General features: G+C 72.1%; 26 protein-coding genes. 13 read left to right on the top strand and 13 right to left on the bottom strand.

The window, feature by feature from the left end; translation table 11 throughout:
* Positions 1-112 precede the first annotated feature (112 nt).
* Complete coding sequence (locus tag AFM16_RS25615) at positions 113-340, top strand: DUF3107 domain-containing protein (RefSeq protein WP_030784015.1); 228 nt, start codon at positions 113-115, stop codon at positions 338-340.
* Between the two features lie 193 nt (positions 341-533).
* Positions 534-809, top strand: coding sequence for a hypothetical protein (locus AFM16_RS25610; RefSeq protein ID WP_030784013.1), 276 nt, complete (start codon positions 534-536; stop codon positions 807-809).
* A gap of 49 nt (positions 810-858) precedes the next feature.
* Here the strand turns inward: AFM16_RS25610 and AFM16_RS25605 are convergent, their stop codons facing one another.
* Positions 859-1,623, bottom strand: coding sequence for a ferritin-like fold-containing protein (locus AFM16_RS25605; protein WP_078634739.1), 765 nt, complete (start codon positions 1,621-1,623; stop codon positions 859-861).
* A 512-nt stretch (positions 1,624-2,135) separates the two neighbouring features.
* Between AFM16_RS25605 and AFM16_RS25600 the strand changes: the two genes are divergently transcribed.
* Together AFM16_RS25600 and AFM16_RS25595 are read left to right on the top strand one after the other, a co-directional pair.
* Positions 2,136-4,664, top strand: coding sequence for a DEAD/DEAH box helicase (locus AFM16_RS25600; RefSeq protein WP_107419152.1), 2,529 nt, complete (start codon positions 2,136-2,138; stop codon positions 4,662-4,664).
* Positions 4,665-4,778: 114 nt separating this feature from the next.
* The gene (locus AFM16_RS25595) at positions 4,779-5,690 is read left to right on the top strand and encodes an alpha/beta fold hydrolase (protein WP_078634737.1); all 912 of its coding nucleotides are present in this window, start codon (positions 4,779-4,781) and stop codon (positions 5,688-5,690) included.
* Here the strand turns inward: AFM16_RS25595 and AFM16_RS25590 are convergent.
* Positions 5,687-6,592, bottom strand: coding sequence for an NYN domain-containing protein (locus tag AFM16_RS25590; RefSeq protein ID WP_030784000.1), 906 nt, complete (start codon positions 6,590-6,592; stop codon positions 5,687-5,689). The two genes, AFM16_RS25595 and AFM16_RS25590, sit on opposite strands and share 4 nt — an antisense overlap.
* A gap of 199 nt (positions 6,593-6,791) precedes the next feature.
* Between AFM16_RS25590 and AFM16_RS38680 the strand changes: the two genes are divergently transcribed.
* Positions 6,792-6,944: a DUF8834 family protein gene (locus tag AFM16_RS38680; RefSeq protein WP_106983652.1), complete on the top strand. Its 153-nt coding sequence runs from the start codon at positions 6,792-6,794 to the stop codon at positions 6,942-6,944.
* Between the two features lie 85 nt (positions 6,945-7,029).
* Here AFM16_RS38680 and AFM16_RS25585 read toward each other — a convergent pair whose 3' ends face one another.
* From AFM16_RS25585 to AFM16_RS25575, 3 genes are all read right to left on the bottom strand, one after another.
* Positions 7,030-7,635, bottom strand: a complete 606-nt coding sequence (locus AFM16_RS25585; RefSeq protein ID WP_078634736.1) for a MarC family protein — start codon at positions 7,633-7,635, stop codon at positions 7,030-7,032.
* A gap of 51 nt (positions 7,636-7,686) precedes the next feature.
* Positions 7,687-8,544: a PHP domain-containing protein gene (locus AFM16_RS25580; protein WP_078634735.1), complete on the bottom strand. Its 858-nt coding sequence runs from the start codon at positions 8,542-8,544 to the stop codon at positions 7,687-7,689.
* 122 nt (positions 8,545-8,666) lie between these two features.
* A complete protein-coding gene (locus AFM16_RS25575; RefSeq protein ID WP_037874931.1) occupies positions 8,667-9,308 on the bottom strand; it encodes a DUF6758 family protein in 642 nt (213 codons plus the stop codon).
* Positions 9,309-9,476: 168 nt separating this feature from the next.
* Here AFM16_RS25575 and AFM16_RS25570 point away from each other — a divergent pair, with 168 nt between their 5' ends.
* Positions 9,477-10,709, top strand: coding sequence for an MFS transporter (locus AFM16_RS25570; protein WP_078634734.1), 1,233 nt, complete (start codon positions 9,477-9,479; stop codon positions 10,707-10,709).
* Between the two features lie 52 nt (positions 10,710-10,761).
* Here the strand turns inward: AFM16_RS25570 and AFM16_RS25565 are convergent, their stop codons facing one another.
* Positions 10,762-11,346 (bottom strand): suppressor of fused domain protein, encoded by a 585-nt coding sequence (locus tag AFM16_RS25565; RefSeq protein ID WP_030783988.1) that lies wholly within the window; start codon positions 11,344-11,346, stop codon positions 10,762-10,764.
* A 469-nt stretch (positions 11,347-11,815) separates the two neighbouring features.
* Here AFM16_RS25565 and AFM16_RS25560 point away from each other — a divergent pair, with 469 nt between their 5' ends.
* Together AFM16_RS25560 and AFM16_RS25555 are read left to right on the top strand one after the other, a co-directional pair.
* Entirely contained in the window at positions 11,816-12,940 is a 1,125-nt protein-coding gene (locus AFM16_RS25560; protein ID WP_030783986.1) for a magnesium and cobalt transport protein CorA, read from the top strand.
* A gap of 23 nt (positions 12,941-12,963) precedes the next feature.
* Complete coding sequence (locus tag AFM16_RS25555) at positions 12,964-13,494, top strand: hypothetical protein (protein ID WP_078634733.1); 531 nt, start codon at positions 12,964-12,966, stop codon at positions 13,492-13,494.
* 10 nt (positions 13,495-13,504) lie between these two features.
* Here AFM16_RS25555 and AFM16_RS25550 read toward each other — a convergent pair whose 3' ends face one another.
* A complete protein-coding gene (locus AFM16_RS25550) occupies positions 13,505-14,251 on the bottom strand; it encodes a hypothetical protein (protein ID WP_030783981.1) in 747 nt (248 codons plus the stop codon).
* A 208-nt stretch (positions 14,252-14,459) separates the two neighbouring features.
* On the opposite strand from AFM16_RS25550, the gene AFM16_RS25545 reads away from it, so the two are divergent.
* From AFM16_RS25545 to AFM16_RS25535, 3 genes are read left to right on the top strand one after another with little or no spacing between them, the layout of a single operon-like run.
* Complete coding sequence (locus tag AFM16_RS25545) at positions 14,460-15,791, top strand: magnesium transporter MgtE N-terminal domain-containing protein (protein WP_051780301.1); 1,332 nt, start codon at positions 14,460-14,462, stop codon at positions 15,789-15,791.
* Positions 15,781-16,419 carry a DUF1003 domain-containing protein gene (locus AFM16_RS25540; RefSeq protein WP_078634732.1) on the top strand — a complete coding sequence of 213 codons (639 nt, stop codon included), beginning with the start codon at positions 15,781-15,783 and terminating at the stop codon, positions 16,417-16,419. Before AFM16_RS25545 ends, AFM16_RS25540 begins: the two co-directional genes overlap by 11 nt.
* Before the next feature lie 43 nt (positions 16,420-16,462).
* A complete protein-coding gene (locus AFM16_RS25535; protein WP_030783973.1) occupies positions 16,463-17,596 on the top strand; it encodes an Mrp/NBP35 family ATP-binding protein in 1,134 nt (377 codons plus the stop codon).
* Between the two features lie 91 nt (positions 17,597-17,687).
* Here AFM16_RS25535 and AFM16_RS25530 read toward each other — a convergent pair whose 3' ends face one another.
* From AFM16_RS25530 to sigE, 5 genes are all read right to left on the bottom strand, one after another.
* Positions 17,688-18,347: a hypothetical protein gene (locus tag AFM16_RS25530; RefSeq protein ID WP_030783970.1), complete on the bottom strand. Its 660-nt coding sequence runs from the start codon at positions 18,345-18,347 to the stop codon at positions 17,688-17,690.
* A gap of 136 nt (positions 18,348-18,483) precedes the next feature.
* Positions 18,484-18,924 carry a sec-independent translocase gene (locus AFM16_RS25525; RefSeq protein WP_030783966.1) on the bottom strand — a complete coding sequence of 147 codons (441 nt, stop codon included), beginning with the start codon at positions 18,922-18,924 and terminating at the stop codon, positions 18,484-18,486.
* A 120-nt stretch (positions 18,925-19,044) separates the two neighbouring features.
* Positions 19,045-20,844, bottom strand: coding sequence for a trypsin-like peptidase domain-containing protein (locus AFM16_RS25520; protein WP_078634730.1), 1,800 nt, complete (start codon positions 20,842-20,844; stop codon positions 19,045-19,047).
* Between the two features lie 43 nt (positions 20,845-20,887).
* The gene (locus AFM16_RS25515; protein ID WP_078634729.1) at positions 20,888-21,778 is read right to left on the bottom strand and encodes an anti-sigma factor family protein; all 891 of its coding nucleotides are present in this window, start codon (positions 21,776-21,778) and stop codon (positions 20,888-20,890) included.
* The gene (sigE, locus tag AFM16_RS25510) at positions 21,775-22,488 is read right to left on the bottom strand and encodes an RNA polymerase sigma factor SigE (protein WP_078634728.1); all 714 of its coding nucleotides are present in this window, start codon (positions 22,486-22,488) and stop codon (positions 21,775-21,777) included. Before sigE ends, AFM16_RS25515 begins: the two co-directional genes overlap by 4 nt.
* Before the next feature lie 236 nt (positions 22,489-22,724).
* On the opposite strand from sigE, the gene AFM16_RS25505 reads away from it, so the two are divergent.
* A complete protein-coding gene (locus tag AFM16_RS25505) occupies positions 22,725-23,423 on the top strand; it encodes an O-methyltransferase (protein WP_078637090.1) in 699 nt (232 codons plus the stop codon).
* A 135-nt stretch (positions 23,424-23,558) separates the two neighbouring features.
* Here AFM16_RS25505 and AFM16_RS25500 read toward each other — a convergent pair whose 3' ends face one another.
* A complete protein-coding gene (locus AFM16_RS25500; protein ID WP_003966491.1) occupies positions 23,559-23,726 on the bottom strand; it encodes a DUF3117 domain-containing protein in 168 nt (55 codons plus the stop codon).
* A gap of 378 nt (positions 23,727-24,104) precedes the next feature.
* On the opposite strand from AFM16_RS25500, the gene chcB reads away from it, so the two are divergent.
* The gene (chcB, locus tag AFM16_RS25495; RefSeq protein WP_030783951.1) at positions 24,105-24,896 is read left to right on the top strand and encodes a 2-cyclohexenylcarbonyl CoA isomerase; all 792 of its coding nucleotides are present in this window, start codon (positions 24,105-24,107) and stop codon (positions 24,894-24,896) included.
* The last annotated feature ends 1 nt before the right edge of the window (position 24,897 follow it).

The raw sequence follows: 24,897 nt of genomic DNA, 5'->3' as shown, positions 1-24,897 counted from the left end.
TGTTCGCTCCTGGCGTGGACGGCCGCACGGTATCCGTCCCCTCACCGGGCTAATGTGTGCAGCGTACGGCGCGGACGCCCGCGCACTCAGTGACCGTCGGAGGGACATAGCCGTGGAGGTCAAGATCGGCGTGCAGCACGCGCCCCGCGAGATCGTTCTGGAGAGCGGTCAGACTCCCGAGGAGGTCGAGCGCGTGGTGGCCGAGGCACTGGCCGGCAAGTCGCAGCTCCTCAGCCTCGTGGACCAGCACGGCCGCAAGGTCCTGGTGCCGGCCGACCGTCTGGCCTACGTCGAGCTGGGCGAGCCCGCCCCCCGCAAGGTGGGCTTCGGCGCGCTGTAGACACACGTATCGCGCACCTCGCGCACGGAGGGGCCCGGTGGTCGTCACGACCATCGGGCCCCTCCGTCGTCTGCACACCCCGGCCACATACGGCGCACAGGTCCTCCACGGGCGAGGATTGCATTCCGCAGGTCACGGGTATGACGGGCTACGACCTTGGTGCACGGCCCCGCTGTCCTGGAGGGACCCCCACATGATCTTGGAAGCGCTCGGCTCCGCTGTGCTCGGTCTCGCCCTCGCCTGGGCGGCGCTGCACCGCCTGTCGCACCGACTGCCGCTGCGCGCCCTCGTCCTCGCCACGGGCGTCGCCGGAGCCCTGTTCGGTGATTTCGTCACCCACAGCGCGCTGGGCCCCGGCACCGTCCTCGTGAGTCTGGTGGGAGCGGCGGTCGTCTCCGCCGCGTCCCTGTCCCTGCTGGTGCGCCCGGCCGGACACTTCCGCCGGCGATCAGCCCCCGCGCGGGTCTGACGCCCCCGACGGGGCCGGAAGAGCCGCGGAGGGACCGGCCGGGAACCGCTCAGGCCGCCAGCCCCAGCGCCGCCATCCGCTTGGTGTGCGCCTCGGTGATCCGGGAGAACATCCGGCCGACCTCGGCGAGGTCGAAGCCGTCCGCGACTCCGCCCACGAGCATCGTCGACAGCGCGTCCCGGTCCGCGACCACGCGCTGCGACTGCGACAGCGCCTCGCCCATCAGCCGCCGCGCCCACAGAGCGAGCCTGCCGCCCACGCGCGGGTCGGCGTCGATCGCGGCACGCACCCGGTCCACGGCGAAGCCCGCGTGCCCGGTGTCGTCGAGCACGGCGAGGACCAGGGCGCGGCTGTCGGTGTCCAGACGCACCGCGACCTCACGGTAGAAGTCGCTGGCGATCGAGTCGCCGACGTACGCCTTGACCAAGCCCTCCAGCCAGTCCGAGGGGGCCGTCTGCTTGTGGAAGCCGTCGAGCGCGGCCACGAACGGCTCCATCGCGAGGGTCGGCTGCTCGCCGATCTCGGTGAGCCGGTCGCGCAGCCGCTCGAAGTGGTGGAACTCGGCCGACGCCATCTTCGCCAGCTCGGCCTTGTCCTCCAGCGTGGGCGCCAGCTTGGCGTCCTCCGCGAGCCGCTCGAACGCCGCCAGCTCGCCGTACGCGAGGGCGCCGAGCAGATCCACGACCGCGGCCCGGTACTGCGGGTCGGCGGACGCCCGCGCCCAGTCCTGGGCGGCGATGCCCGTGGGCGCGGCGGACTCGGCGGGCTCGTCGGACACGTGGTCAGGCTTGTCAGGGGTCGTCATGAAGCGCACAATAGCCCGCCCGTCGCACAGCGGAAGTCCCTGGTCAATCCGCGTGGCCACGACGACGCGACCGACCGGTCCCGACACTGTGACAACCACAACGTGACCGAATCGGCCATCGCGTGTGCGCGAATCCGGGGTATGGTGGTAATGCGCCTGCCGAATATTCGACGGGCCGCACGTATGAGGATGCCCGGTCGGTGGCCCGATCGGCTCCGACCCGACAGCCCTCCCCGACCGTACGGCACATCGCGTACGACCACCGGAGGGAACCCCTCAGCGGTACGAGAGCTAGAGCGTCGGCAGTGGTCCCGTGTCATACGGCTTGCCTTTCACGGCACGCCCGTACGGCGGCCGACGTCCCCGGCACGGTCCGTCACACGACCCCCGCGCTCGCCTCGCACCGCGTACACAGAAGAGGCAGCACCCTGACTACGACGTTCCGAGAGCTCGGAATCCTTCCCGAGACCGCCGAGGCCCTGGAGGCCGTCGGCATCATCACCCCCTTCCCCATCCAGGAGATGACGCTCCCCGTGGCCCTGTCGGGCACGGACGTCATCGGCCAGGCCAAGACCGGCACCGGCAAGACGCTCGGCTTCGGCCTGCCGCTCCTGGAGCGGGTGACCGTCCCCGCCGACGTCGAGGCCGGCCGCGCGAAGCCCGAGGACCTCACCGACGCCCCGCAGGCGCTCGTCGTCGTCCCCACGCGCGAGCTGTGCACGCAGGTCACCAACGACCTGCTGACCGCCGGCAAGGTCCGCAACGTACGCGTGCTGGCGATCTACGGCGGCCGCGCCTACGAGCCCCAGGTCGAGGCCCTGAAGAAGGGCGTCGACGTCGTCGTCGGCACCCCCGGCCGGCTGCTGGACCTCGCGGGCCAGAAGAAGCTCGACCTCAAGCACATCCGCTCACTCGTCCTCGACGAGGCCGACGAGATGCTCGACCTGGGCTTCCTGCCCGACGTCGAGAAGATCATCAACCTGCTGCCGGCCCGCCGCCAGACCATGCTGTTCTCGGCGACCATGCCGGGCGCCGTCATCGGTCTCGCCCGCCGCTACATGTCGCAGCCCACGCACATCCGCGCCACCGCGCCGGACGACGAGGGCGCGACCGTCGCGAACACCTCGCAGCACGTGTACCGCGCGCACAACATGGACAAGCCCGAGATGGTCGCGCGCATCCTGCAGGCGGAGGGCCGTGGCCTCGCCATGATCTTCTGCCGCACCAAGCGCACCGCGGCCGACCTCGCCGACCAGCTCAAGCAGCGCGGCTTCGCCTCCGGCGCGGTCCACGGCGACCTCGGCCAGGGCGCCCGCGAGCAGGCCCTGCGCGCCTTCCGCAACGGCAAGGTGGACGTCCTCGTCTGCACCGACGTCGCCGCGCGCGGTATCGACGTCGAGGGTGTCACCCACGTCGTCAACTACCAGACGCCCGAGGACGAGAAGACGTACCTGCACCGCATCGGCCGTACCGGCCGCGCGGGTGCGAAGGGCATCGCGATCACCCTGGTCGACTGGGACGACATCCCGCGCTGGCAGCTCATCAACAAGGCGCTGGAACTGTCCTTCAACGACCCGCCGGAGACGTACTCCACCTCCCCGCACTTCTACGAGGAGATGAACATCCCCGCGGGCACCAAGGGTGTCCTGCCGCGCTCGGAGCGCACGCGCGCCGGGCTCGACGCGGAGGAGCTGGAGGACCTCGGCGAGCCGGGCGGCCGCGGTGCGCGCGGCGGCCGCGGTGGCCGGAGCGAGCGCGGCGGCCGGGGCGAGTCCCGTCCCGCCGAGCGGTCCGAGGACCGTGAGCGCCCGGCCCGCACCCCGCGCCGCCGACGCCGTACGCGCGGCGGAGCGGTCCTGGACGGCGCGCCGGAGCAGGTCAACTCGCCGGTGCCCGCCGCCGATCCGGCGCCCGAGGCGGAGGAGGCCGGCCCGCGCACCCCGCGCCGCCGGCGCCGTACCCGGGGCGGAGCGGGCTCCGAGGCCGCCGTCGCGGTGACGGCCGCGCCCGAGGCCGCCGAAGCCGCCGTGGCGACGGCGGAGGGCCCCGCCCTCGACACCCCGGAGGCCGCCGAGGCGCCGGCGAAGCCGCGTCGCCGCCGCACCCGCAGGAGCGCGGAGAGCGCACCGGCGGAGCAGCCGGTCGTCACCGAGACGGTCACCACCGAGCCAGTCGTCACCGAGCCGGTCGTCACCGAACCGACCGCCGCCGAGACGGCCGTCGACACGGTCGCCGCGCCGGAGGCCGTCACGGCCGCGCCGCGCCGCCGCACCCGCAAGGCGACGGTTCCGGCCGAGGCCGCGACGGTCGTCGAGACCCCGGAGGTCCCGGAGACCGTCGAGGTCGCCGCGGAGACCAAGCCGCGCCGCACCCGCAAGACGGCCGCCCCCAAGGCCGCGGCGGAGACCGCCGAGGCAGTCCTCGACACCGTCGAGGCCACCGAGGCCAAGCCGCGCCGCCGCACCACCCGTAAGGCCGTCGCGGCCCCGGAGACGGCGGAGATCCCGGCGCAGAGCACGCAGGACGCGGAGGCGGAGTCCAAGCCGCGCCGCACCCGCAAGGCGGCCGCCGCCCCCGCGGAGGCCCCCGCCGAGGTGACCGAGGCCAAGCCCCGGCGCACCCGCAAGACCGCGGCCGCTGCCGCCGAGGCCGTCGTCGACACCGTCGAGGCGACCGAGGCCAAGCCGCGCCGTACGCGCAAGACGGCGGCCACGGCCGCGGTCGACACCGTCGAGGGCGCGGAGCCCGCGGCCAAGCCGCGCCGCACCCGGAAGACGGCTGCCGCCGCGGAGACGGCCGTCGAGACCGCGGACGGCACGGAGCCGGTGGCCAAGCCCCGCCGGACCCGTAAGACCGCGGCCGCCGCCACGGCCACCGCCGAGATCCCGGCCCAGGCCACGCAGGAGGCGGAGGCGGAGACCAAGCCGCGCCGCACCCGCAAGACCGCGGCCGCGGCGCCCGCCGAGGCGGCGGAGGCCGCCGCGGAGCCCAAGCCGAGGGTGCGCCGCACCCGTAAGGCGACGGCCGCCGCGGAGTCCACGGACGGCTGACCGGCCCGCAGTACCGCCGAAGGCCCGGCCCCTCCCCTCGGAGGAGCCGGGCCTTCGGCGTCCGCACCGCACCCGCACCCCCGCCTCCGCCCCGGCGCCCGGTAGCCTCGGCACGTGACCAGGCCGACCAGCACCTCCGCCGCCTCCTCCCCGTTCCCGCCGCCCCCCGGTGCCCGCGCGTACGCGCTGTCGACCGCGCGGGGCGCGTTCGCCGTCGTGGACTCGCCCGCAGCCGCCGGTGTCGAGCCGCGGGGTGTCGCGCTGCTGCTGCCCGGCTTCACCGGCAGCAAGGAGGACTTCCACCTCCTGCACGGGCCGCTGGCCGCGCGCGGCTACCGGGCCGTGGCCGTGGACGGGCGCGGGCAGAACGAGAGCGACGGTCCGGCCGAGGACCAGTCCCCGTACTCCCGCGCGGAGTTGGCGCGGGACGTGCTCGCCCAGGCGGCCGCCCTCGGCACTCCGCTGCATCTGGTCGGGCATTCGCTCGGCGGGCAGATCGCGCGGGCCGCGGTCCTGCTCGACCACTCCCCCTTCGTGTCGTTCACGCTCCTCGCCTCGGGCCCGGCCGAGATCTCCGAGTCCCAGAAACTGCGCGTGAAGCTGCTGCACGACGCGCTCGCGGGGATGTCGATGCCGCAGGTGTGGGAGGCGATCCTGGCGATGGGTCCGCCCGAGGAGGTCGGCGGCCCGGCCCGCGGCTTCGGCTCCGTGGAGCAGATGCGGCTGCGCTGGCTGAACCACAAGCCCGCCCAACTGCTCGCCACCGGACGCGAGTTGTGCACCGAGCCGGACCGGGTGGCGGAGCTGGCGGCCGTACCGCTGCCGTTCCACGTGCTGTCGGGTGCCCGTGACGACACCTGGCCGGTGACCGTGCTGGACGAGATGGCCGTACGGCTGGGCGCGCACCGCAGTGTGATCCCGGGCGCCGAGCACTCGCCGAACCTGGACCGCCCCGAGCCGACGGCCTTCGCCCTCGCGGACTTCTGGGACGGCCTGCCCACGGACGGATCCGGCCCCCGGGGCTAGTACTGCGTCTGCACGTGCTCCCAGAAGCCGTCCCGCAGGGCGCGCCGCAGGTCGGCCTGGCCGCGCAGGGAGTACTGGAGCAGCCCCTCGGCCTCCACCAGGAGGTCCTGGTCGACGGAGCCGGGCAGATAGGGGTGGCCCGGCAGCAGTTCGACGAGGGCCTCACGGCCGCGCGCCGCGAGCCACTTCGCGGCGATCTGCGCGCCGACGAACCGGACGTCCTCGCGGCTGGGCCGGGTGCCGCCGCCCGAGTCGTAGGGCTGGGCGGTGCGGCGGGAGACGTACGGCTTGAAGAAGTCGAGGTCGAAGGTGCGCTGGCTGTCGACCTCCCAGAGCAGGGGCTCGGCCTGGTTGCGGCCCTCGGGGGCCTCGATGCCCCAGAGGTGGACGCGGGCGCCGTACCCCTGGGCGGCCTCCACGGCCGAGACGAGGTCCTCGTCGCCGCCGAGGAGCGCCGCGTCGCTGATGGCGCGGTGCCGGGCGAGGGACTCCAGGTCGGTGCGGATCAGCGAGTCGACGCCCTTCTGCTGGTTGTTGGCGTTGAGATTGCCCAACCGCACCTTCACGTCGGGCAGTTCGGCGATGGACTGCTGCTCGGCGGTGTGGATGCGGCGGCGGGCGCCGTCGTACCAGTAGACGCGCAGCAGTCTGCTGTCCGCGAAGATCGTGCGGGCGCGGTCGATGAGCGCCTCGATGAGCCCCTCGGCGTCGAGGTCGAACGCCCTGCGGTCCTCGGTGCCGGCGATCAGCCGCCCGGCGGCCGCGTAGAGGTATCCCGCGTCGACGAAGATCGCGTGCGTCGAGGGCGTCTTGGCCACCTCGGCGAGCATGCGCTGGAGGAGTTCGTTCGTGCGGTCGATGCGCGCGGCGAGGGCTGCGTGGTCGTCGTTCATCGCGTCCATTGTCTCGGCGGTCACGCAATGAACACAACCGATCCCATTCAGTCTCCGGATGTCATCCCTTACTGGTCAGTAATTAGTCGTTCGAAAAATTTCTTTAGCGTAGGGAATGTTTGTAACACGCACCCCGTTGACTCCCTTGTAGCAACGTATGCAGCGAGTAATCCTCCGGGGAGGATGACCAGACGAAGGGAGAAGCCACATGCGCTTCGAGATCATGCGACTCGACGATGTCGACGGCACGCCCGTGGACAGCACTGTCGTGGACGCCGCCTCCGTCAACCGGATCGTTCAGCAGGCCGCCGCCATCGGGCAGCGGCTGTGGATCCGTCCGGCCGACTCCACGGCCTCGTAGTCACGAGCCCGTCGGCACATCACACTTCAGAGCCCCGCACGGCGACCGTCGCCGTGCGGGGCTCTGCGCGTGCCGGGGCCGCCGGTCAGCTCCCCTGGATCACCTGGGTGACGCCGTTGATGATCTGCTGCACGGCGATCGCGGAGAGCATCATGCCCGCGAGCCGGGTCACCAGGACCACGCCGCCGTCCTTGATGACGCGGATGATCAGCAGCGAGTAGCGCATCACCAGCCACAGCACGACATGGATGGCGAGGATCGCCATCCACACCGACACCTGCGTGGCGACGCTGTCGGCCTTCTGCACGGCCAGGATGACGGACACGATCGCGCCGGGACCGGCCAGCAGGGGCATGCCCAGCGGGACGAGCGCCACGTTCACGTCCTTGGTCTGCTTCGGCTCGTCGGTCTTGCCGGTGAGCAGGTCGAGCGCGATCAGCAGGAGCAGCAGCCCGCCCGCGATCATCAGCGCGGGCACGGAGACGTGCAGATAGTCCAGGATCTGGTGGCCCAGGAGCCCGAAGACGGCGATGACACCGCCGGCCACGCACACGGCCTGGAAGGCCATCCGCTTCTGCACCTTGACGGGGCGCCCGGAGGTCAGCGCGAGGAAGATCGGGGTGATCCCGGGGGGATCCATGATGACGAAGAGGGTCAGGAAGAGTGAGCCGAAGACGGCGACGTCGAACATCAGTACTAGAGCCTTGCCGAAAGAGGGTGAAGGGGGACGCCGAGGTGAGGCTCAGGCTCCGCCGGTCCCGGGCACCGGGAACGCCCCGGTCGCGCGCCGGGTGATCTCCCCGTAGACCTCGGGGTCGGTGGTGTACTCGCCGAGCACACAGGTCTTGCGGCTGCCGTGGTAGTCCGAGGAGCCGGTGACCAGCAGCCCCAGATCGGCGGCCAGCCCCCGCAGCCGCGCGCGCGTGGCGTCGTCGTGGTCCATGTGGTCGACCTCGATGCCGTCGAGCCCGGCGGCGGCCAGCTCGGCGATCGCCGGCTCCGGCACCGTGCGGCCGCGCTTGCTCGCGCCCGGGTGCGCGAAGACGGTGACCCCGCCCGCGCCCTTGACCAGCCGGATCGCCTCGAACGGGTCGGTCTCGTGCTTGGGCACATAGGCCCGGCCGCCGTCGGCGAGCCAGTGCTCGGTGAACGCGTCGCTCACGGTCGGCACCACGCCCAGCTCGACCAGCGCGGTGGCGACGTGCGGCCGTCCGACGGACCCGTCCCCCGCGATCCGCGCCACCTGCTCCCAGGTGACCGGCACGCCCAGCTCCTGGAGCCGGGCGACCATGCCCCGGGCGCGCGGCACGCGGTCGTCGCGCACCAGCTCCCGCTCGGCGAGCAGCGCGGGCTCCTCGGGGTCGAAGAGGTAGGCCAGCAGGTGCATCGAGACGCCGTCGATCCGGCAGGACAGCTCGGCTCCGGTGACCAGGGTCAGTCCGGCCGGCAGCGCGGCGATCGCCTGCGCGTGCCCGCGGGTGGTGTCGTGATCGGTCAGCGCCACCACGTCGAGTCCGGCGGCGGACGCGTGACGCACCAGCTCGGCCGGGGTGTCCGTACCGTCGGAGGCCGTGGAGTGGCAGTGCAGATCGATGCGCACGCGGGCTCCCAGCGGGGACGGGACGGAGGGGACGATTCAGCATAACGGCAATCCGGACGCCGGATGTCACACCCGAAACCCGGGGTCACCCCCTACACACGCCTGCCCCGCGCGGCGGCCGGCTACGGCTTGAGCAGGCGCGGCGACAGCGCCCCGCAGGGCACCAGGTCCACCTCCGCCCCCGCGTCCCGCAGGTCGGTGAGCACCAGCTCGTCGTACATCAGCAGTCCGGACTGCTCGGGCCAGACCACCGCCCACAGCCATAGCCCGCGGGCCTCGCCGGCGAAGACGGCGCGGTCGTCCGGTGTCGCGGAGACGTGCCACAGCGGGGTGGGCCGACCGGCGGCGAGCACCTTGGCCTGCGGCGGTTTCTCGACGCTCATGTACGGCCCCGGGTCCGGGCCGTCGACGCCCGCGTACCAGGCGCCGAGGCCGACGCCCAGTTCCTCGGCGACGAGGATCAGCTCGCCCATGCCGCCGAGCGGTCCGGGTCCGGAACAGGCCACGGCGGTGGCGCGGCCGCCGCTGCGGTCGTCACCGGCGTAGGTGACACCCGTGAAGAGCCAGCCCACCGGCAGCGGCCAGGGCATCCACACGGGCACCTGGGTGCGGTGCACCACGACGCTGAGGGCCTCGACGCTGGGCGGGATCACGGGCTGGAGTGGATGCACCGTCCCGTGCACATCGCACTGCCAGGAGTCGGAGAAGAGTCCGGGAGCCCTGACCCGGCCACCACACTTCGGGCAACTGGGTTCGCCCCTCATAGAGCCCCACGGTCCTACCCGAGCCCGCTCACGTCAAGGACGATCACCCGTCCGGACGGAAGAGGTTCACTTCCGGCCACCCCGCCGATTTAGATGTAGCTTGCATTAATTAGCTGATCTAACTTATCGTGTGTATATACCAACCTTCTCTCGAGGACCGGAGTACGCATGCAACGCACGGACCCCCTCGACACCGGAGCGGGCGGCCTGCTGCGGCAGCCCAAGGCGGTGTGGGCGACGGCCGGCGCGTCCGTCGTCGCCTTCATGGGCATCGGACTGGTCGACCCGATCCTGCCGTCGATCGCGCAGGGACTCAGCGCCACCCCCGGCCAGGTCTCCCTGCTCTTCACCTCGTACTTCCTGATCACCGCGTTCGCCATGCTGGTGACCGGCTGGGTCTCCAGCCGCATCGGCGGCCGTCGCACCCTGCTGCTGGGACTCGCCCTGGTGGTGGTCTTCGCGGGCCTGTCGGGCACCTCTGACTCGGTCGCCGAACTCGTCGGCTTCCGCGCGGGCTGGGGCCTCGGCAACGCCCTGTTCGTGTCGACCGCGCTCGCCGTCATCGTCGGCGCGGCGGCCGGCGGCAGCGCGGCCGCCATCCTGCTCTACGAGTCCGCCCTCGGCCTCGGCATGGCCTGCGGACCCCTGCTGGGCGCACTGCTCGGCGACGCGAGCTGGCGCTACCCGTTCTTCGGCACCGCGGCGCTGATGGCGGTCGGCTTCCTGTGCATCACGGCGTTCCTCAAGGAACAGCCGCGGCCGGCCCGCAGGACCGCGCTGCTCGACCCGCTCAAGGCGCTCGGCCACGGCGGGCTCGCCTCGGTCGCGGCCTCGGCGTTCTTCTACAACTACACGTTCTTCACCGTGCTGGCCTTCACGCCGTTCGTGCTGGACATGAGCCCGTACCGGTCGGGCGCCGTGTTCTTCGCCTGGGGTGTGCTGCTCGCGGTGTTCTCGGTGGTCGTGGCACCGCGTCTCCAGCGGCGGTTCGGCTCGCTGAAGGTGCTCGGCGGCTCACTGCTGCTGCTCGCGGCCGACGTCCTGGTCCTCGGGTACGGCGACCACGGCACGGCGGTCGTCTGCACGATCCTGTCCGGCGCGTTCATCGGCGTGAACAACACCGTCTACACGGAGTTGGCGCTCGGCGTGTCCGACGCCCCGCGTCCGGTGGCCAGCGCCGGCTACAACTTCGTGCGCTGGTTCGCCGCGGCGGCCGCGCCCTATTTCGCTCCGCGGATCGAGGAATGGACCGATGTGCACGTGCCGTTCGTCGTCGCGGCGGTCACCGCGGTCGCCGGCGCGGCCGTGGTCGCCGTACGGCGCGGGGCACTTGTGCGCGAGGTGGAGGAGCTGGAGCCGCGGCACGCGGCCGAGGACGGGGTGGCGGTCTTCGCCGACTGACGTCCGCCGAGGGCGAGTTGGTGACGTCAGTCACTCCCCGGCCGCCGGGACGTCAGTCCAGCGGGACGGATCTGCGGGACGGGTCGCGCAGATCCGTCCCGTGCGTCAGCCACCGCTCCTGGAGCGCCTGGGCGCCGTGCACCCGCTTCCAGGCGGCCTCGTTCGGGGTCATGGGGAGCAGCGGCAGGAAGCGGACCGGGTCGAGCGGGGCGTCCAGCTCCAGGTCCTCCACCAGACCGCCCGGCTCGGCGACCAGCACCGAGCTGAACGGGGCGCCGGGCCATAGGGGTTCACCGACGTCGAGGGAGGCGCCGGGGGCCACCACCACCCCCTCGACCTGCGGGGACGCGGCGAGCACGGCGAGCGGGCGGAGCACCTTGCCGGTCTCGGCGCGGCCGCCGCGGACGGAGAGCACCAGCTCCGCGCGCGGCCCGCGTTCCGGATCGGCGAGCATCGCGGTGGGGTCCGCCATGGGCTGCGCGGACATGCCGAGCGTGGCGTAGCGGACGATGTCGCCCTCCTGGAAGCGGAGCACCTCGATACGGTCCGTGCCCAGGAAGGTGACCGCGGCGCGGGCGTCCGGCTCACCCAGCGCGGTACGCAGCCGGGCCTCGACGAGAGGAAGAACATCAGCCATGCGGCGAGCATAGAACTCGTCAGCACCGGGCAAAGCAGCGCCTTGACACTTCAGTCGGCTGATACTCTTGCCCGGTCGTTCGGGGCAGCGCGGAACACGGCGCGGTGATCTCGCCCCGGCGCCGATGGGACTCCCTTACGAGGGACCGGCAGGAGGAGGTGGGGCTGTCATGGATCGAAGTCACCCGGGCAGTACCACTCGCTCTTCCCGCCGCTGACACCCCGGTATCTCTCCGGCTGGTCGCCACCTCTCGCGCACGTCTTCACTCGGATGCGTCGGACGCGGAAGAGCACTTCGTCTCGTTTTGCCTGATCTGTCTGATCTGAATCAGCAGCGAAGTCCGCCACCGCGACGAAGCGGTGCTCCCCGCTTTGTGGACGTGCCAAACACCTGCGGTCAGAACGTCCTCATTCCGGGTGGTTCCACCCGTCACAGCGGCCTTTCGTTGCCCGAAGCGAAGGACCCTGCCATGTCGATGATCCGCGACCTGCGAGCCGTGGTCCGTCCCGCCCGCCCGTCCGCGGGCGGTGTCCGCGTGGACAGCGGCCCGTACGACAGCACGCGCGACCCCGCGACCCCGTCGGCCGTCGTCGACTGCGCCGTCTACCGCCACGGCGCGCGCGTGGCGTCCGCGCAGCCGCTGACCCCGCAGGAGGCCATGCGCCAGGTGCGGCGCGACGGCGGCTTCGTGTGGATCGGGCTGCACGAGCCGACGGAGAGTGAGTTCTCGGGCATCGCGGGCGAGTTCGGGCTGCACCCGCTGGCCGTGGAGGACGCCGTCCAGGCCCATCAGCGCCCCAAGCTGGAGCGCTACGACGACTCGCTGTTCACCGTGTTCAAGACGATCCACTACGTCGAGCACGACCGGCTCACCGCCAACAGCGAGGTCGTGGAGACCGGTGAGGTCATGTGCTTCACCGGCAAGGACTTCTTCATCACCGTCCGGCACGGCGGCCAGGGCTCGCTGCGCGCCCTGCGCCACCGCCTCCAGGACGACCCCGAACTGCTCGCCAAGGGCCCCTCGGCCGTGCTGCACGCCATCGCCGACCATGTCGTCGACGGCTACATCGCGGTCGCCGACGCCGTGCAGGACGACATCGACGAGGTCGAGACCGAGGTGTTCTCGCCCGGCCGCAAGGGCACCCCGCGCGGTACCGACGCCGGCCGGATCTACCAGCTCAAGCGTGAGGTGCTGGAGTTCAAGCGGGCCGTCTCCCCGCTGCTGCGCCCCATGCAACTGCTGAGCGAGCGGCCCATGCGGTTGATCGACCCCGACATCCAGAAGTACTTCCGGGACGTCGCCGACCATGTCGCCCGCGTCCAGGAGCAGGTCATCGGCTTCGACGAGCTGCTCAACTCGATCCTCCAGGCCAACCTCGCGCAGGCGTCCGTCGCGCAGAACGAGGACATGCGCAAGATCACCTCCTGGGCGGCCATCATCGCCGTACCGACGATGGTGTGCGGGGTGTACGGCATGAACTTCGACTACATGCCCGAGCTGCACTGGAAGTTCGGCTACCCCGTGGTGATGTCGGTGATGGTGGGCCTGTGTGTCGGCATCCACCGCACGCTCAAGCGCAACGGCTGGCTCTGAGGGCCGTGGATAGGCTGGACGCCATGACAAGCGAGCCGCTCGACCCGGCCCTCCTCGACCAGGCGCTCGTCGAGGAGGCCACCAAGAAGTCCGGCCTCGTCTGGGTGCGGGGCGCCGGCGCCCCGGCGGCGCGTGCGCTGTGGCACGTGTGGCACGAGGGCGCGGCCTGTGTCGTCGGCGACGGCCCCGGCGAACAGCCGCTGACCGGTCTGGAGGACGGCGGCTCGGCCGAGGTCACCGTGCGCAGCAAGGACAAGGGCGGCCGGCTGCTCTCCTGGACCGCGCGGGTCGTCGCGCTCACGCCCGGCTCCCCCGCGTGGGAGGCGGCCGTCGCCGAGCTGAAGGGCAAGCGGCTCAACGCGCACGACGGCGAGGCGATGCCCGGGCGGTGGGCGCGCGAGTGCCGGGTGCTGCGCCTGGAGCCCACCGGGCGGGTGCTGCCGCCGCCCGACGGCGATCTGGCGGCCCGCCCCGTGCCGTCACCGGCCACGACCCGCCGGGCGATGCCCGCGGGACTGCCGAAGCTGCTGCTGCGGAAACGGCGGCCCCGGTAGGCGGGGCCCGTCAGGACGACGGCAACTGCTTGCCGTAGTCCACCGTGTCGTCCTCCGCCGGCTCGCGCAGGGCGAAGTCCTCGCCCCAGGAGGAGAAGCTCAGGGTGCCGGCACCGCCGCCGCGCACCAGGCGCAACGGATAGGGCTCGCCCTCCAGCGAGACGTCCAGGGTGCCGCCGTCACCGCCGTCACCGGTGATGCGGATGGTGCGCACCCCGGACTGCTCGTGGTGCCCGTCCGTGCGCACCGCACCGTGCAGGGTCAGCAGACCGTCCAGGAGGAGGTCCTTGTCCGTGAAGCCGCTGAACTTCTTGTACGAGGGGTCCCCCGTCGGGACCTTCACGTACTTGCCGTCGAGCTTGTCGGCGGCCGCCTTGTCCGCGGCGCCGGGCTTGCCGTCCTCGTGCTTCCAGAACGCGGCGTCGGCCTTCAGGAAGAGCTGGTCGTCGACCTTCAGCAGATGGAAGGTGCTGCCCTCGGCGGTCACCGAGCCGCTGCCCCCGTCGGCCTTCAGCCGCATGTCGAGCTTGTACGTCTTCCCGCTGGTGACCACGGTCCCCGACAGCCGGACCGTGTCCACGGACCCCGCGGCCTTCTGGGTGCGGGCCTGGATCTCCTTCGCGGGCAGCTTGCCGACCCCGTTCGTGCCCGCGTCCGGATCCTCGCTGCATCCCGTCGCTCCCAGACCCACGGCCAGTGCGCACACGGCGCTCACCAGCGCGGCCCGGCGGGTACGGCTCTGGGGAATCGCAGTCACAGAGAGAGCTGCCTTTCTGCGGGGATGTGCTGAGCGGCGTACGGCAGCGTACCGGGGTCCGGGAGCGCGAACGGAGCCAGTCCGTCCGGACCGCTCACCAGGGCGTATTGGATCGGGACGGGCTAGCCTGAAGCCCGCAGGAGCGGGCAATCCGGATAAGGAACCCAGCGGTAGCGCAGTCGGCAAAAGGAAGCAGGGAACCACAGCCATGGCAGCCGGTGTCCCCCGGATCTTCGTCTCGCACCTCTCCGGCGTGCCCGTCTTCGATCCCAACGGCGACCAGGTGGGCCGGGTGCGGGACCTGATCGTCATGCTGCGCGTCGGCCGCCGGCCACCCCGGCTGCTCGGGCTCGTCGTCGAACTCGCCACGCGCCGCCGCATCTTCCTGCCCATGACCCGGGTGACGAGCATCGAGTCCGGACAGGTCATCACCACCGGGGTGCTCAACGTCCGCCGCTTCGAGCAGCGGCCCACCGAGCGGCTGGTCTTCGGCGAACTCCTCGACCGGCGGGTCACGCTCGGCGAGACCGGCGAGGAGGTCACCGTGCTCGACGTGTCGGTGCAGCAGTTGCCGGCCCGCCGGGACTGGGAGATCGACCGGGTCTTCGTGCGCAAGGGGAAGAAGGGCGGCGCCTTCCGCCGGGCCAGGGGCGAGACGCTGACCGTCGAGTGGTCGGCGGTCACCGGGTTCTCCCTGGAGGAGCACGGACAGGGCGCCGAGAGTCTGCTCGCCACCTTCGAGCAACTGCGCCCCGCCGACCTCGCCAACGTGCTGCACCACCTCTCCGCGAAACGCCGGGCCGAGGTCGCCGCCGCCCTCGACGACGACCGGCTGGCCGACGTCCTGGAGGAGCTGCCCGAGGACGACCAGATCGAGATCCTCGGCAAGCTGAAGGAGGAACGCGCCGCCGACGTCCTGGAGGCCATGGACCCCGACGACGCGGCCGACCTGCTCGCCGAACTGCCCACGGCCGACCAGGAACGGCTGCTGAGCCTGATGGAACCCGCCGACGCGGCCGACATGCGGCGCCTGATGTCCTACGAGGAGCACACGGCCGGCGGTCTGATGACGACCGAACCGATCGTGCTGCGCCCGGACGCCACCGTCGCCGACGCCCTCGCGCGGGTGCGCAACCCCGACCTGTCCCCCGCCCTCGCCGCCCAGGTCTACGTCTGCCGCCCGCCCGACGAGACACCCACCGGCAAGTACCTGGGCACCGTGCACTTCCAGCGGCTGCTGCGCGAACCGCCGTACACCCTGGTCAGCGCGGTGCTCGACGACGACCTCCAGGCGCTCGACCCGGAGGCCGAGCTGCCGGTCGTCGCCGGGTTCTTCGCCACGTACGACATGGTCGCGGCACCCGTGGTCGACGAGGCCGGGTCGCTGCTCGGCGCGGTCACCGTGGACGACGTCCTCGACCACATGCTGCCCGAAGACTGGCGGGAGACGGAGTTCCACCTGGACGGCGAGACGGCGGAACCGGTGGAACCGTCGGAGCCGGCCGACGAGGACGAGGGGGTGGCCCCGCATGGTTCCTGAGCGCGACGCCACCCGCGAGCGGACGCCCTCCGGCGCGACCGCCTCCACCCGCACCCGCGCCCGGCTCGACCAGCCGCGCGCGCCGCGCCGCCGGCTGCTGCCGGAATGGGACCCGGAGGCGTTCGGCCGGCTGTCGGAGCGCATCGCGCGGTTCCTGGGCACCGGACGGTTCATCGTCTGGATGACGATCGTCATCATCCTGTGGGTGGTGTGGAACGTCTCCGCCCCCTCCGACCTGCGCTTCGACAACTACCCGTTCATCTTCCTGACCCTGATGCTGTCCCTCCAGGCGTCGTATGCGGCCCCCCTGATCCTGCTCGCGCAGAACCGGCAGGACGACCGGGACCGCGTCAACCTCGAACAGGACCGCAAGCAGAACGAGCGGTCGATCGCGGACACCGAGTACCTCACCCGGGAGATCGCCGCCCTGCGCATGGGCCTGGGCGAGGTCGCCACCCGTGACTGGATCCGCTCCGAGCTCCAGGACGTGCTCAAGGAGCTGGAGGACCGGCGCGACGGCCACGGGAGTCACAGTGGTCACAGTGGTCACAGCGGCCCCGGTGGTCACGGCGGTCCCGGGGTATTCCCGGCAGATCGGTCGCCGGGACGTGACACAGACGACCGCTGAGGGGCTGGCCGGTTGCCCCCGTGGGCGCCGTACCATCGTCCTTATGGCTAGCGAAGACGCGGTGCGCGAGGCACTGGCGACGGTGAACGACCCCGAGATCAACCGACCGATCACCGAACTCGGGATGGTCAAGTCGGTGGAGATCGGGGCGGACGGAGCGGTCGCGGTCACCGTGTACCTGACGGTCTCCGGCTGCCCGATGCGCGAGACGATCACGCAGCGGGTGACCGACGCGGTCACGGCGGTCGAGGGCGTCACCCGGGTCGACGTCACGCTGGACGTGATGAGCGACGAGCAGCGCAAGGAGCTGGCGAGCGCCCTGCGCGGCGGCCAGACCGAGCGCGAGGTCCCCTTCGCCAAGCCCGGCAGCCTCACCCGGGTCTACGCCGTCGCCTCCGGCAAGGGCGGCGTCGGCAAGTCCTCGGTGACGGTCAACCTGGCGGCGGCGATGGCCGCCGACGGCCTCAAGGTCGGCGTGGTCGACGCCGACATCTACGGCCACAGCGTGCCGCGCATGCTGGGCGCCGAGGGCCGCCCCACCCAGGTCGAGAACATGATCATGCCGCCGTCGGCGAACGGCGTGAAGGTCATCTCCATCGGCATGTTCACCCCGGGCAACGCGCCGGTCGTCTGGCGCGGCCCGATGCTGCACCGCGCGCTCCAGCAGTTCCTGGCGGACGTGTACTGGGGCGACCTGGACGTGCTGCTGCTCGACCTCCCGCCGGGCACCGGCGACATCGCGATCTCGGTCGCCCAGCTCGTCCCGAACGCGGAGATCCTGGTCGTCACCACCCCGCAGCAGGCGGCCGCCGAGGTCGCCGAGCGCGCCGGGTCCATCGCGGTCCAGACCCACCAGAAGATCGTCGGCGTGGTCGAGAACATGGCCGGCCTGCCCTGCCCGCACTGCGACGAGATGGTCGACGTGTTCGGCACGGGCGGCGGCCAGACGGTCGCCGACGGCCTGACCCGCACCACCGGCGCCACCGTGCCGGTCCTCGGCTCCATCCCGATCGACGTCCGGCTGCGCGAGGGCGGCGACGACGGCCGGCCGGTCGTCCTGAGCGACCCCGACTCCCCCGCGGGCTCCGCGCTGCGGGCGATCGCCGGCAAGCTCGGCGGCCGTCAGCGCGGCCTGTCGGGCCTGTCCCTGGGGATCACCCCGCGCAACAAGTTCTGAGGACGCGTTCCGTCCTACGGCCATGAGGGTGCCCACCTCCTCGGGGGCACCCTTTGTCGTGTCCGGTTGTCGTGTCCGGGCGCAGAGGGCGCTACGCGTACTCGGCGATGTCCTTGATCACCGAGAAGCCGAGGCCGTACGCGCTCATCCCCCGTCCGTACGCCCCCAGGTGCACGCCCGCCTCGGTGGAGCCGGCCAGCACCCAGCCGAACTCCGACTCCCGGTAGTGGAACGGCGTCGGCACGCCGTCGACCGGCAGGGACAGCGTCGACCAGTCCGGACCCGCCAGATCGTCGGCCAGCACCCACGCGGTCTCGGTCTGCTGGTCCAGCCAGTCGTCGCGCAGGCTGTGGTCCATCTGGCCCGGCCAGGTGAAGGACAGCAGCCCCACCCCCGCCAGCCAGGCCGCCGAGGAGACCGACGTGGCCTCCATCACACCCGTGCCGTCGGCGCTGCGCCGCACCGGGTTGGCGGCGACGGTCACCACGACCGCGAACCGCCCGCGGTCCTCGCCCGCCGTCTCGTGCCGTACGGACGGCTCGTCGCCGTGCCCCACGGAACCGTGCTCCACCGCCCCGTCGGCCCCCGCGCCGACCTGCATCAGCCAGCGCCGCCCCGTGAACGCCTCGTCGAGGCCGTACCAGGGAAAGGGCGCCTCAAGGTAGCCGTCGACCGTGCGCCGGGCGGAGGGGACCTGCTGTCCACCCTCCGCGGCCGGCGCCTGTTCGACAGCCCGACTCGTCGTCTCCATGTGCCCGGACGCCTCCTCGCTCTCGGCGGAGTGGTCCGGCCCGCCCCCCTTCGGGCGTACTCGTCCGCTCCGCACAACAACCAGGCAGCATAGCCACCCCGTCACGGACGGCGGTGAAGCCGCCCGGCGTCGTCGTTCAGGTGGCGTCCGCGTCGAACGGCGGGCGGTCGTCCGCGGCCGGGGCCTCGGGCTTCTTCGTCATGTCGATCCGGCCGCCGGACGACCCGCCCGCGGAACCGGCCGCGGACTCGCCGTCACGGCTGTGGACGGCGTCGGTGACCTCGGCCATCTCCTTCTTCAGGTCGAAGCCGTTGCGGATCTCCTTGAGCCCCAGCTCGTCGTTGTCCAACTGCTTGCGGATGAACGTCTTGGGGTTGAGGTCCTCGAACTCGAAGTCCTTGAACTCCGGGCCGAGTTCCTGCCGGATGTCGTGCTTGGCGCTCTCGGAGAACTCGCGGATCTTCCGGACGGTGCGCATCACGTCCTGGATGACCTTCGGGAGCTTGTCCGGACCGAAGACGAGCACGGCCAGGACGACGATCGTCACCAGCTCGAGCGGTCCTATGTCATTGAACACCTGAAGCTCCTTGCGATGTCCGCGGGTCCTCGGCCCTCGGTCGGTCTCTTCCGTGGTCCGGGCCGGGTCCACGGTACCTGTCGCACCTGTCGGACCGGTACCGTGCCGCCCGCGCCGCGCTCAGTCGCCGTCGGCGGAGCCGAGGACCAGGGAGAGGGTGCGTTCCGCGCCGTCGCGCTCGACGGTCAGCTCCAGACGGTCGCCGGGGCGGTGCGCCCGGGTCTTGACGATCAGTTCGTCACCGGAGTGGATGCGCTGTCCGTCGACCTCGGTGATCACGTCCCCCGGCTCGATGCCGGCCAGGTCGCCGGGGCCGCCCGGGGAGACGGGGGCGCCGCCGTCACCGCCCTTGGTGCCGACCCTGGCGCCGTCGCCGGTGTAGTCCATGTCGAGGGTGATGCCGATGACGGGGTGGGTCGCCCGGCCGGTGTTGATCAGCTCCTCGGCGACGCGCTTGCCCTGGTTGATCGGGATGGCGAAGCCGAGCCCTATGGACCCGACCTGGCCGTTCTCCGGGTCCGAGCCGTCGGCGGCGGAACGGATCGCGGAGTTGATGCCGATGACACGGCCGTGCGCGTCGAGCAGCGGGCCGCCGGAGTTGCCCGGGTTGATGGGCGCGTCGGTCTGGAGGGCGTCGACGTACGACACGTCACTGCCGTCGCCGCTCTCGCCGCCGGCCGTGATGGGGCGCTCCTTGGCGCTGATGATGCCCGAGGTGACCGTGCCCTCCAGGTCGAAGGGGGCGCCGATGGCGACGACCGGGTCGCCGACCTGGACGCCGTCGGAGTTGCCCAGGGTGAGCGGTGCGAGGCCGCTGACCCCGCTGACCTTCACCACGGCGAGGTCGTATCCGCTGTCCCGGCCGACGACCTCGGCCTCGGCGGTCTGGCCCCCGTTGAAGACGACGGTGATCTCGCCGCCGTCGCCCGCGGGCTCGACGACATGGTCGTTGGTGAGGATGTGGCCCCGGGTGTCGAGCACGAACCCGGTGCCGGTGCCGGACTCCTCGCTGCCGGACACATGCAGGGTGACGACGCTGGGCAGGGCCCGGGCGGCGATCCCGGCGACACTGTCCGCGGCGCGTCCGGTGGGCTCGGCGGCGGCCTGCGGCAGCTCCACCTGCTCGAACCCGCCGTTGCGCTCCAGATGGGCCCCTACGAGCCCGCCCAGCACCCCGGAAACAAGCGCGAGCGCCAACGCACCCCCGACGACCCCCTTACGAACCTTGCGCCGCCGCTGCGCTTCACTGGGCACGGCGGCACCGGTCTGATGCAGGGCCCCGGCACCGGCGAGCGGAGTCGGAGACCAGGGGTCATAGCGCCGCCAGGGGTCGGAGGCGGGCTTTCCTGGGGCCGGGTCGACCGGCTGCCCGGGGGCGGGATCCGGGGCGATCCCCGGCGCGGGGGCGGGTACCGGCCCGAGGTGGGGCGGGGCGGCCGGAGCCTGGCCCAGGTGGGCCGTGGCGGCGGGCGGCGGGGTGAGGTGGCCGGGCGAGGCCACCGCCGGGTGCTGGACCGGCGGCGCGGGCGCCCAGGGGCCCGGCTCGCCGTACGGAGGGGTGCTGTAGGCGTCGGGGTCGTGCAGGGGCTTGGGCCGCTCGACGGAAGGCGGGGGCGGGCCGACCGGCCCCGCCACGCCGGAGCCGTCGGCCTCGGGAGAGGCCCCCCGCGCTTCCCCGGCGCCAACGACAGAAGAGCCCTGGCCGTCGGACGGAGTAGCCCCGTCCGACGCGGGTATCGCCGTGCTCACCGGCCCGCTCAGCTCATAGTCACCGGAGTCGGGGCCCGCGGGTGGCAGTGGGCGGGCCAGTTCGAAGTCGCCGTCGCCGTCGCCGTCGTCCGGTGACTCCGTCCGTGCCGAAGGGGTCTGCGGGTGAGGACGGCTCCACCACTTCGCCTTCGCGGGCTTCCCCTCGTCCATGCTCTCCCCACAGTCGGCGGTCCCTTCCTGGATTCAACCAGGTTCAGTGCCGACCGGCGCTGTGAGCCGAGGAGGAGGGGTCCGGCGCCCAGGTGATGAGGGAGACCGGCGGGGTCGCCGGGAGCGGACGTATCAACGGGGACATCGCGGCCGCGCCCGCCACCACGGGGGTGGTGAGCGTGTGCCCCGAGGCCGGGGTGGGCCCGCCGGGGAGCAGCGGGGCGGAGAGCGCGGTCGGGGCGGCCGGGCTGTCCCCGAGCAGCTTGCCGCCCTGGGCGAGCAGTGGCCCGGTGGTACGGCGCCGCTGGCTGTCAGGGGTGGTGGCGGCGCCGGAGCCGGGCGAGCGGGCCGGGGTCACATTGCTGCCGTTGCCGGAGCCGCCACGGGCGTCCGTGGTGTCCGGGACGCCGGTGTACACCCCGCCGAGGGCGATCGCGGCCAGCGACACCGCACCCGCGGCGACGAAGGCGAACCGCAGTCCGCGGGAGCGCTCCGGGTCGGGCCGGCCGACCGCGTGGATGCGGAAGCCGCGGTCGGAGGACGCGAAGACGGATCCATGGCCGCCCGCCGGCACATAGCCGAACTCGAACGGCTCTTCCCCCCGCACGCCGAAGACTCCACCGGAGCCACCGGCGCCGCCGAAGGCTCCCCCGCCGAGAGGTGAGCCGCCGCTGTCGGCGTCGCCGCCGGGGAGCCCCTGGAGGCGGGCCAGGAAGCTTTCGGAGGGGGCGGGCGGGGCCACTTCCGCGAACACGTTCTTCAGCCGGCGCTGGGCGTCGACCTCGGACTTGCACTTCGCGCAGGTCGCCAGATGCGCCAGGACACGCTCGCGCGTGTCATGACCGAGCTCGCCGTCCACCAGGGCGGAGAGGCGGTCTCCCAGGTGCTGTTCCGCGAGGAGTCCCTCTGCGGGATTGCGTCGGGTCTCACTCACGCGGTCGCGCCCCCTCCTCCCAGAGCGGGAACACGGGCCGCGAAGGAGCGGCGCTTCTCCCGGGCCTCCGGCGAGCGGTGGGCGAGGGCCTTGCGGAGCTGTGACCGGCCGCGGTGGATCCGGGAGCGGACGGTGCCGAGCTTGACGCCGAGGGTCGCGGCGATCTCCTCGTAGGACAGTCCCTCGATGTCGCAGAGGACGACGGCGGCGCGGAACTCGGGCGCCAGGGTGTCGAGGGCCTGCTGGACGTCCGCGTCGAAGTGGGCGTCGTTGAAGATCTGCTGCGGGGAGGGTTCCTTGCCGGCCAGCCGCTCGGCCGCGTCGTCCCCGAGGGAGTCGAAGCGGATGCGCTGCTTGCGGCGGACCATGTCCAGGAAGAGGTTGGTGGTGATGCGGTGCAGCCAGCCCTCGAAGGTGCCCGGCGTGTACGTCGACAGGGAACGGAAGACACGGACGAAGACCTCTTGCGTGAGGTCCTCGGCGTCGTGCTGGTTGCCGGTGAGGCGGTAGGCGAGCCGGTAGACCCGGCCGCTGTGCATGCTGACGATCTCCTCCCACGTGGGCGGAGTCCACGCCTGCCCGTCCGCGTCGGTGGAGAAGGTCGCGGTCTGGGCGGGGCCGGAGGTGAAACCTGCGGCCTGGCTGTGGTCAGCAGCGGTGTCGTTCACGGATTTCGGCCTGCCTGCCGAACCGAGAAAGCGCCGCAGCACTCCTCCCCGATCCACGGGCGCGGCCGCACCTCCCCTGTCGGCTCTGGTGGTGTCCAGTGGAGCCCCTACCATAGCCACCTCGCCCGTTAGCTCCGGATAAGCGGTTTTACGAGAATTTGATCGGTGCTGATCCGGCTCATACGGCTCCGTCAGCACCTGCTGGGACCGTCGTCCCTGGTCGTGATCCAACTGTGTCCCCCCGGTCGTCGTTCCCACCCCTACAAACGCCCGGTCCCATCTGCGGGTTCCCAGCGGCAGCGGATACAGTCACGCCGAGGCAACCACGGGGACAGGAGAGGCTCATTACCGGCAACCGGCAGGCAAGCTGGGCGTTCGCAGACGCCTATGCCGCCGAGGACGAAGCGCTGCGCTGGGCCCGTGACCGGGCCCGCGAGGCAGGGCTGCGCTCGGTGTCGCCCAGCACGGGCGCCGCGCTGCGGTTGCTCGCCGCCACCGTGGACGCGAAAGCGGTCGCGGAGATCGGGACCGGCACCGGTGTCTCCGGGATCCATCTGCTGCACGGCATGCGTCCGGACGGCGTCCTGACCACCGTCGATCCGGAGCCCGAGCACCAGCAGTCGGCCCGTCAGGCGTTCCGCGCGTGCGGTTTCGCCAGCAACCGGGCCCGTTTCATCCCCGGCCGGGCGCTGGACGTCCTGCCGCGGCTCGCGGACGCCGGATACGACCTCGTCTTCTGCGACGGGGACCGGCTGGAGTTCCTGGACTACCTCGCTGAATCGTTGCGCCTGCTGCGGCCGGGCGGTCTGGTGGTCTTCGAGGGCGTCTTCGCCAACGGCCGCACGGTCGACTCGGGACCGCAGCCGACCGAGGTCACCAGGATCCGGGAGCTGCTGCGGGCGGTGCGCGAGAGCCAGGAGCTGGTGCCGTCGCTGCTGCCGGTGGGCGACGGCCTGCTGTGCGCGGTCAAACGCTGAGCGACCCGCTCGAACGGGGAGTGACCTGCCCGACGGCGGCCGCTGGGCCGTCCGGGGGAGGCGGTGGCGGCACAGCAGTCGCCCCGGCACCCAAGAGGATGCCGGGGCGACTGAAGGGGTATGGTCGCTTCCGCGTCAGCCGACGACCTTCTTGAGGGCGTCGCCGAGCGCGTCGGCCTCGTCCGGGGTCAGCTCGACGACGAGCCGACCGCCGCCTTCGAGCGGAACGCGCATGACGATGCCCCGCCCCTCCTTGGTCACCTCGAGCGGGCCGTCGCCCGTCCGCGGCTTCATGGCCGCCATGCTCGTTCCCCTTCCTGAAACCAGCTCACGTCACAGCCGACGGCCCCTGGGAGGGCACGCGCTGTCCAGCGTGGGACACGCGACACCGGCATCGAACACATTGCTTCCCAGCCATTATCCCGCATCTCAGGACCCGATGACCAACATCGGTCTGCATCGCTTGGACAACGCGCGCGAGCAAAACCACTCAATTCGGCGATGTGACTGCGATACTGCGCCGCCGCACGGACATCGGCCCGCCGGAATCGAGTCCGAATTGTTTGACGCAGGTCACACGTCGGGTCCGGTCCTCGGACAACGATCTCCGCCATGCTTTCCTCGTACCCGGGACGTACCGACGAGTAGTACGCCCGAGCCGCGACACGGAGGGGATACACCATGGCCGACACCGTGCTCTACGAGGTGAGCGACGGGCTCGCGACCATCACCCTGAACCGCCCGGAGGCGATGAACGCGCTGAACGTGGCGACCAAGGTCGCCCTGCGGGACGTGGCGCGCGCGGCGGCGGAGGACGACGCCGTACGGGCCGTGCTGCTGACCGCCGCCGGGGACCGGGCGTTCTGCGTCGGTCAGGACCTCAAGGAGCACATCGGGCTGCTGGCCGAGGGCTCGGGGCAGGTCATGAGCACCGTCAAGGAGCACTACAACCCGATTGTGCGGGCGCTCACCGAGGCGCCGAAGCCGGTGGTCGCCGCGGTGAACGGCGTCGCCGCGGGCGCCGGTTTCGGGTTCGCGCTCGCCGCGGACTACCGGGTCGTGGCCGACACGGCGTCCTTCAACACGTCGTTCGCGGGGGTCGCGCTCACCGCGGACTCCGGGATCTCCTGGACGCTGCCCCGGGTGATCGGCCCCGGGCGCGCCGCCGACCTGCTGCTCTTCCCGCGCACGATCAAGGCGCAGGAGGCGTACGAGCTGGGCATCGCCAACCGGGTGGTGCCGGCCGCCTCGCTGCACACGGCCGCCGAGCAGGTGGCGCGGATGCTGGCCTCCGGTCCGACCGTGGCGTACGCCGCGATCAAGGAGTCGATGGCGTACGGGTTCTCCCACTCGCTGGCGGAGACGCTGGAGAAGGAGGACGAGCTGCAGACGCGCGCGGGCGCCTCGGAGGACCACACCATCGCGGTGCGGGCGTTCGTGAACAAGGAGGAGCCCCGCTACCTGGGCCGGTGAC

Origin of the sequence: Streptomyces antibioticus, assembly GCF_002019855.1 — a bacterium.
Lineage (GTDB): Bacteria > Actinomycetota > Actinomycetes > Streptomycetales > Streptomycetaceae > Streptomyces > Streptomyces antibioticus_B.
This window is presented reverse-complemented; position numbering and strand designations above follow the sequence as displayed.

Bases quoted from the DNA above. Each gene is read 5' to 3' on its own strand.
- AFM16_RS25610 (WP_030784013.1), top strand. From the start codon at position 534: ATGATCTTGGAAGCGCTCGGCTCCGCTGTGCTCGGTCTCGCCCTCGCC.
- AFM16_RS25600 (WP_107419152.1), top strand. From the start codon at position 2,136: ATGACGCTCCCCGTGGCCCTGTCGGGCACGGACGTCATCGGCCAGGCC.
- AFM16_RS25590 (WP_030784000.1), bottom strand. From the start codon at position 6,592: ATGGACGCGATGAACGACGACCACGCAGCCCTCGCCGCGCGCATCGAC.
- AFM16_RS38680 (WP_106983652.1), top strand. From the start codon at position 6,792: ATGCGCTTCGAGATCATGCGACTCGACGATGTCGACGGCACGCCCGTG.
- AFM16_RS25585 (WP_078634736.1), bottom strand. From the start codon at position 7,635: ATGTTCGACGTCGCCGTCTTCGGCTCACTCTTCCTGACCCTCTTCGTC.
- AFM16_RS25575 (WP_037874931.1), bottom strand. From the start codon at position 9,308: ATGAGGGGCGAACCCAGTTGCCCGAAGTGTGGTGGCCGGGTCAGGGCT.
- AFM16_RS25570 (WP_078634734.1), top strand. From the start codon at position 9,477: ATGCAACGCACGGACCCCCTCGACACCGGAGCGGGCGGCCTGCTGCGG.
- AFM16_RS25565 (WP_030783988.1), bottom strand. From the start codon at position 11,346: ATGGCTGATGTTCTTCCTCTCGTCGAGGCCCGGCTGCGTACCGCGCTG.
- AFM16_RS25560 (WP_030783986.1), top strand. From the start codon at position 11,816: ATGTCGATGATCCGCGACCTGCGAGCCGTGGTCCGTCCCGCCCGCCCG.
- AFM16_RS25555 (WP_078634733.1), top strand. From the start codon at position 12,964: ATGACAAGCGAGCCGCTCGACCCGGCCCTCCTCGACCAGGCGCTCGTC.
- AFM16_RS25545 (WP_051780301.1), top strand. From the start codon at position 14,460: ATGGCAGCCGGTGTCCCCCGGATCTTCGTCTCGCACCTCTCCGGCGTG.
- AFM16_RS25540 (WP_078634732.1), top strand. From the start codon at position 15,781: ATGGTTCCTGAGCGCGACGCCACCCGCGAGCGGACGCCCTCCGGCGCG.
- AFM16_RS25535 (WP_030783973.1), top strand. From the start codon at position 16,463: ATGGCTAGCGAAGACGCGGTGCGCGAGGCACTGGCGACGGTGAACGAC.
- AFM16_RS25530 (WP_030783970.1), bottom strand. From the start codon at position 18,347: ATGGAGACGACGAGTCGGGCTGTCGAACAGGCGCCGGCCGCGGAGGGT.
- AFM16_RS25520 (WP_078634730.1), bottom strand. From the start codon at position 20,844: ATGGACGAGGGGAAGCCCGCGAAGGCGAAGTGGTGGAGCCGTCCTCAC.
- AFM16_RS25500 (WP_003966491.1), bottom strand. From the start codon at position 23,726: ATGGCGGCCATGAAGCCGCGGACGGGCGACGGCCCGCTCGAGGTGACC.
- chcB (WP_030783951.1), top strand. From the start codon at position 24,105: ATGGCCGACACCGTGCTCTACGAGGTGAGCGACGGGCTCGCGACCATC.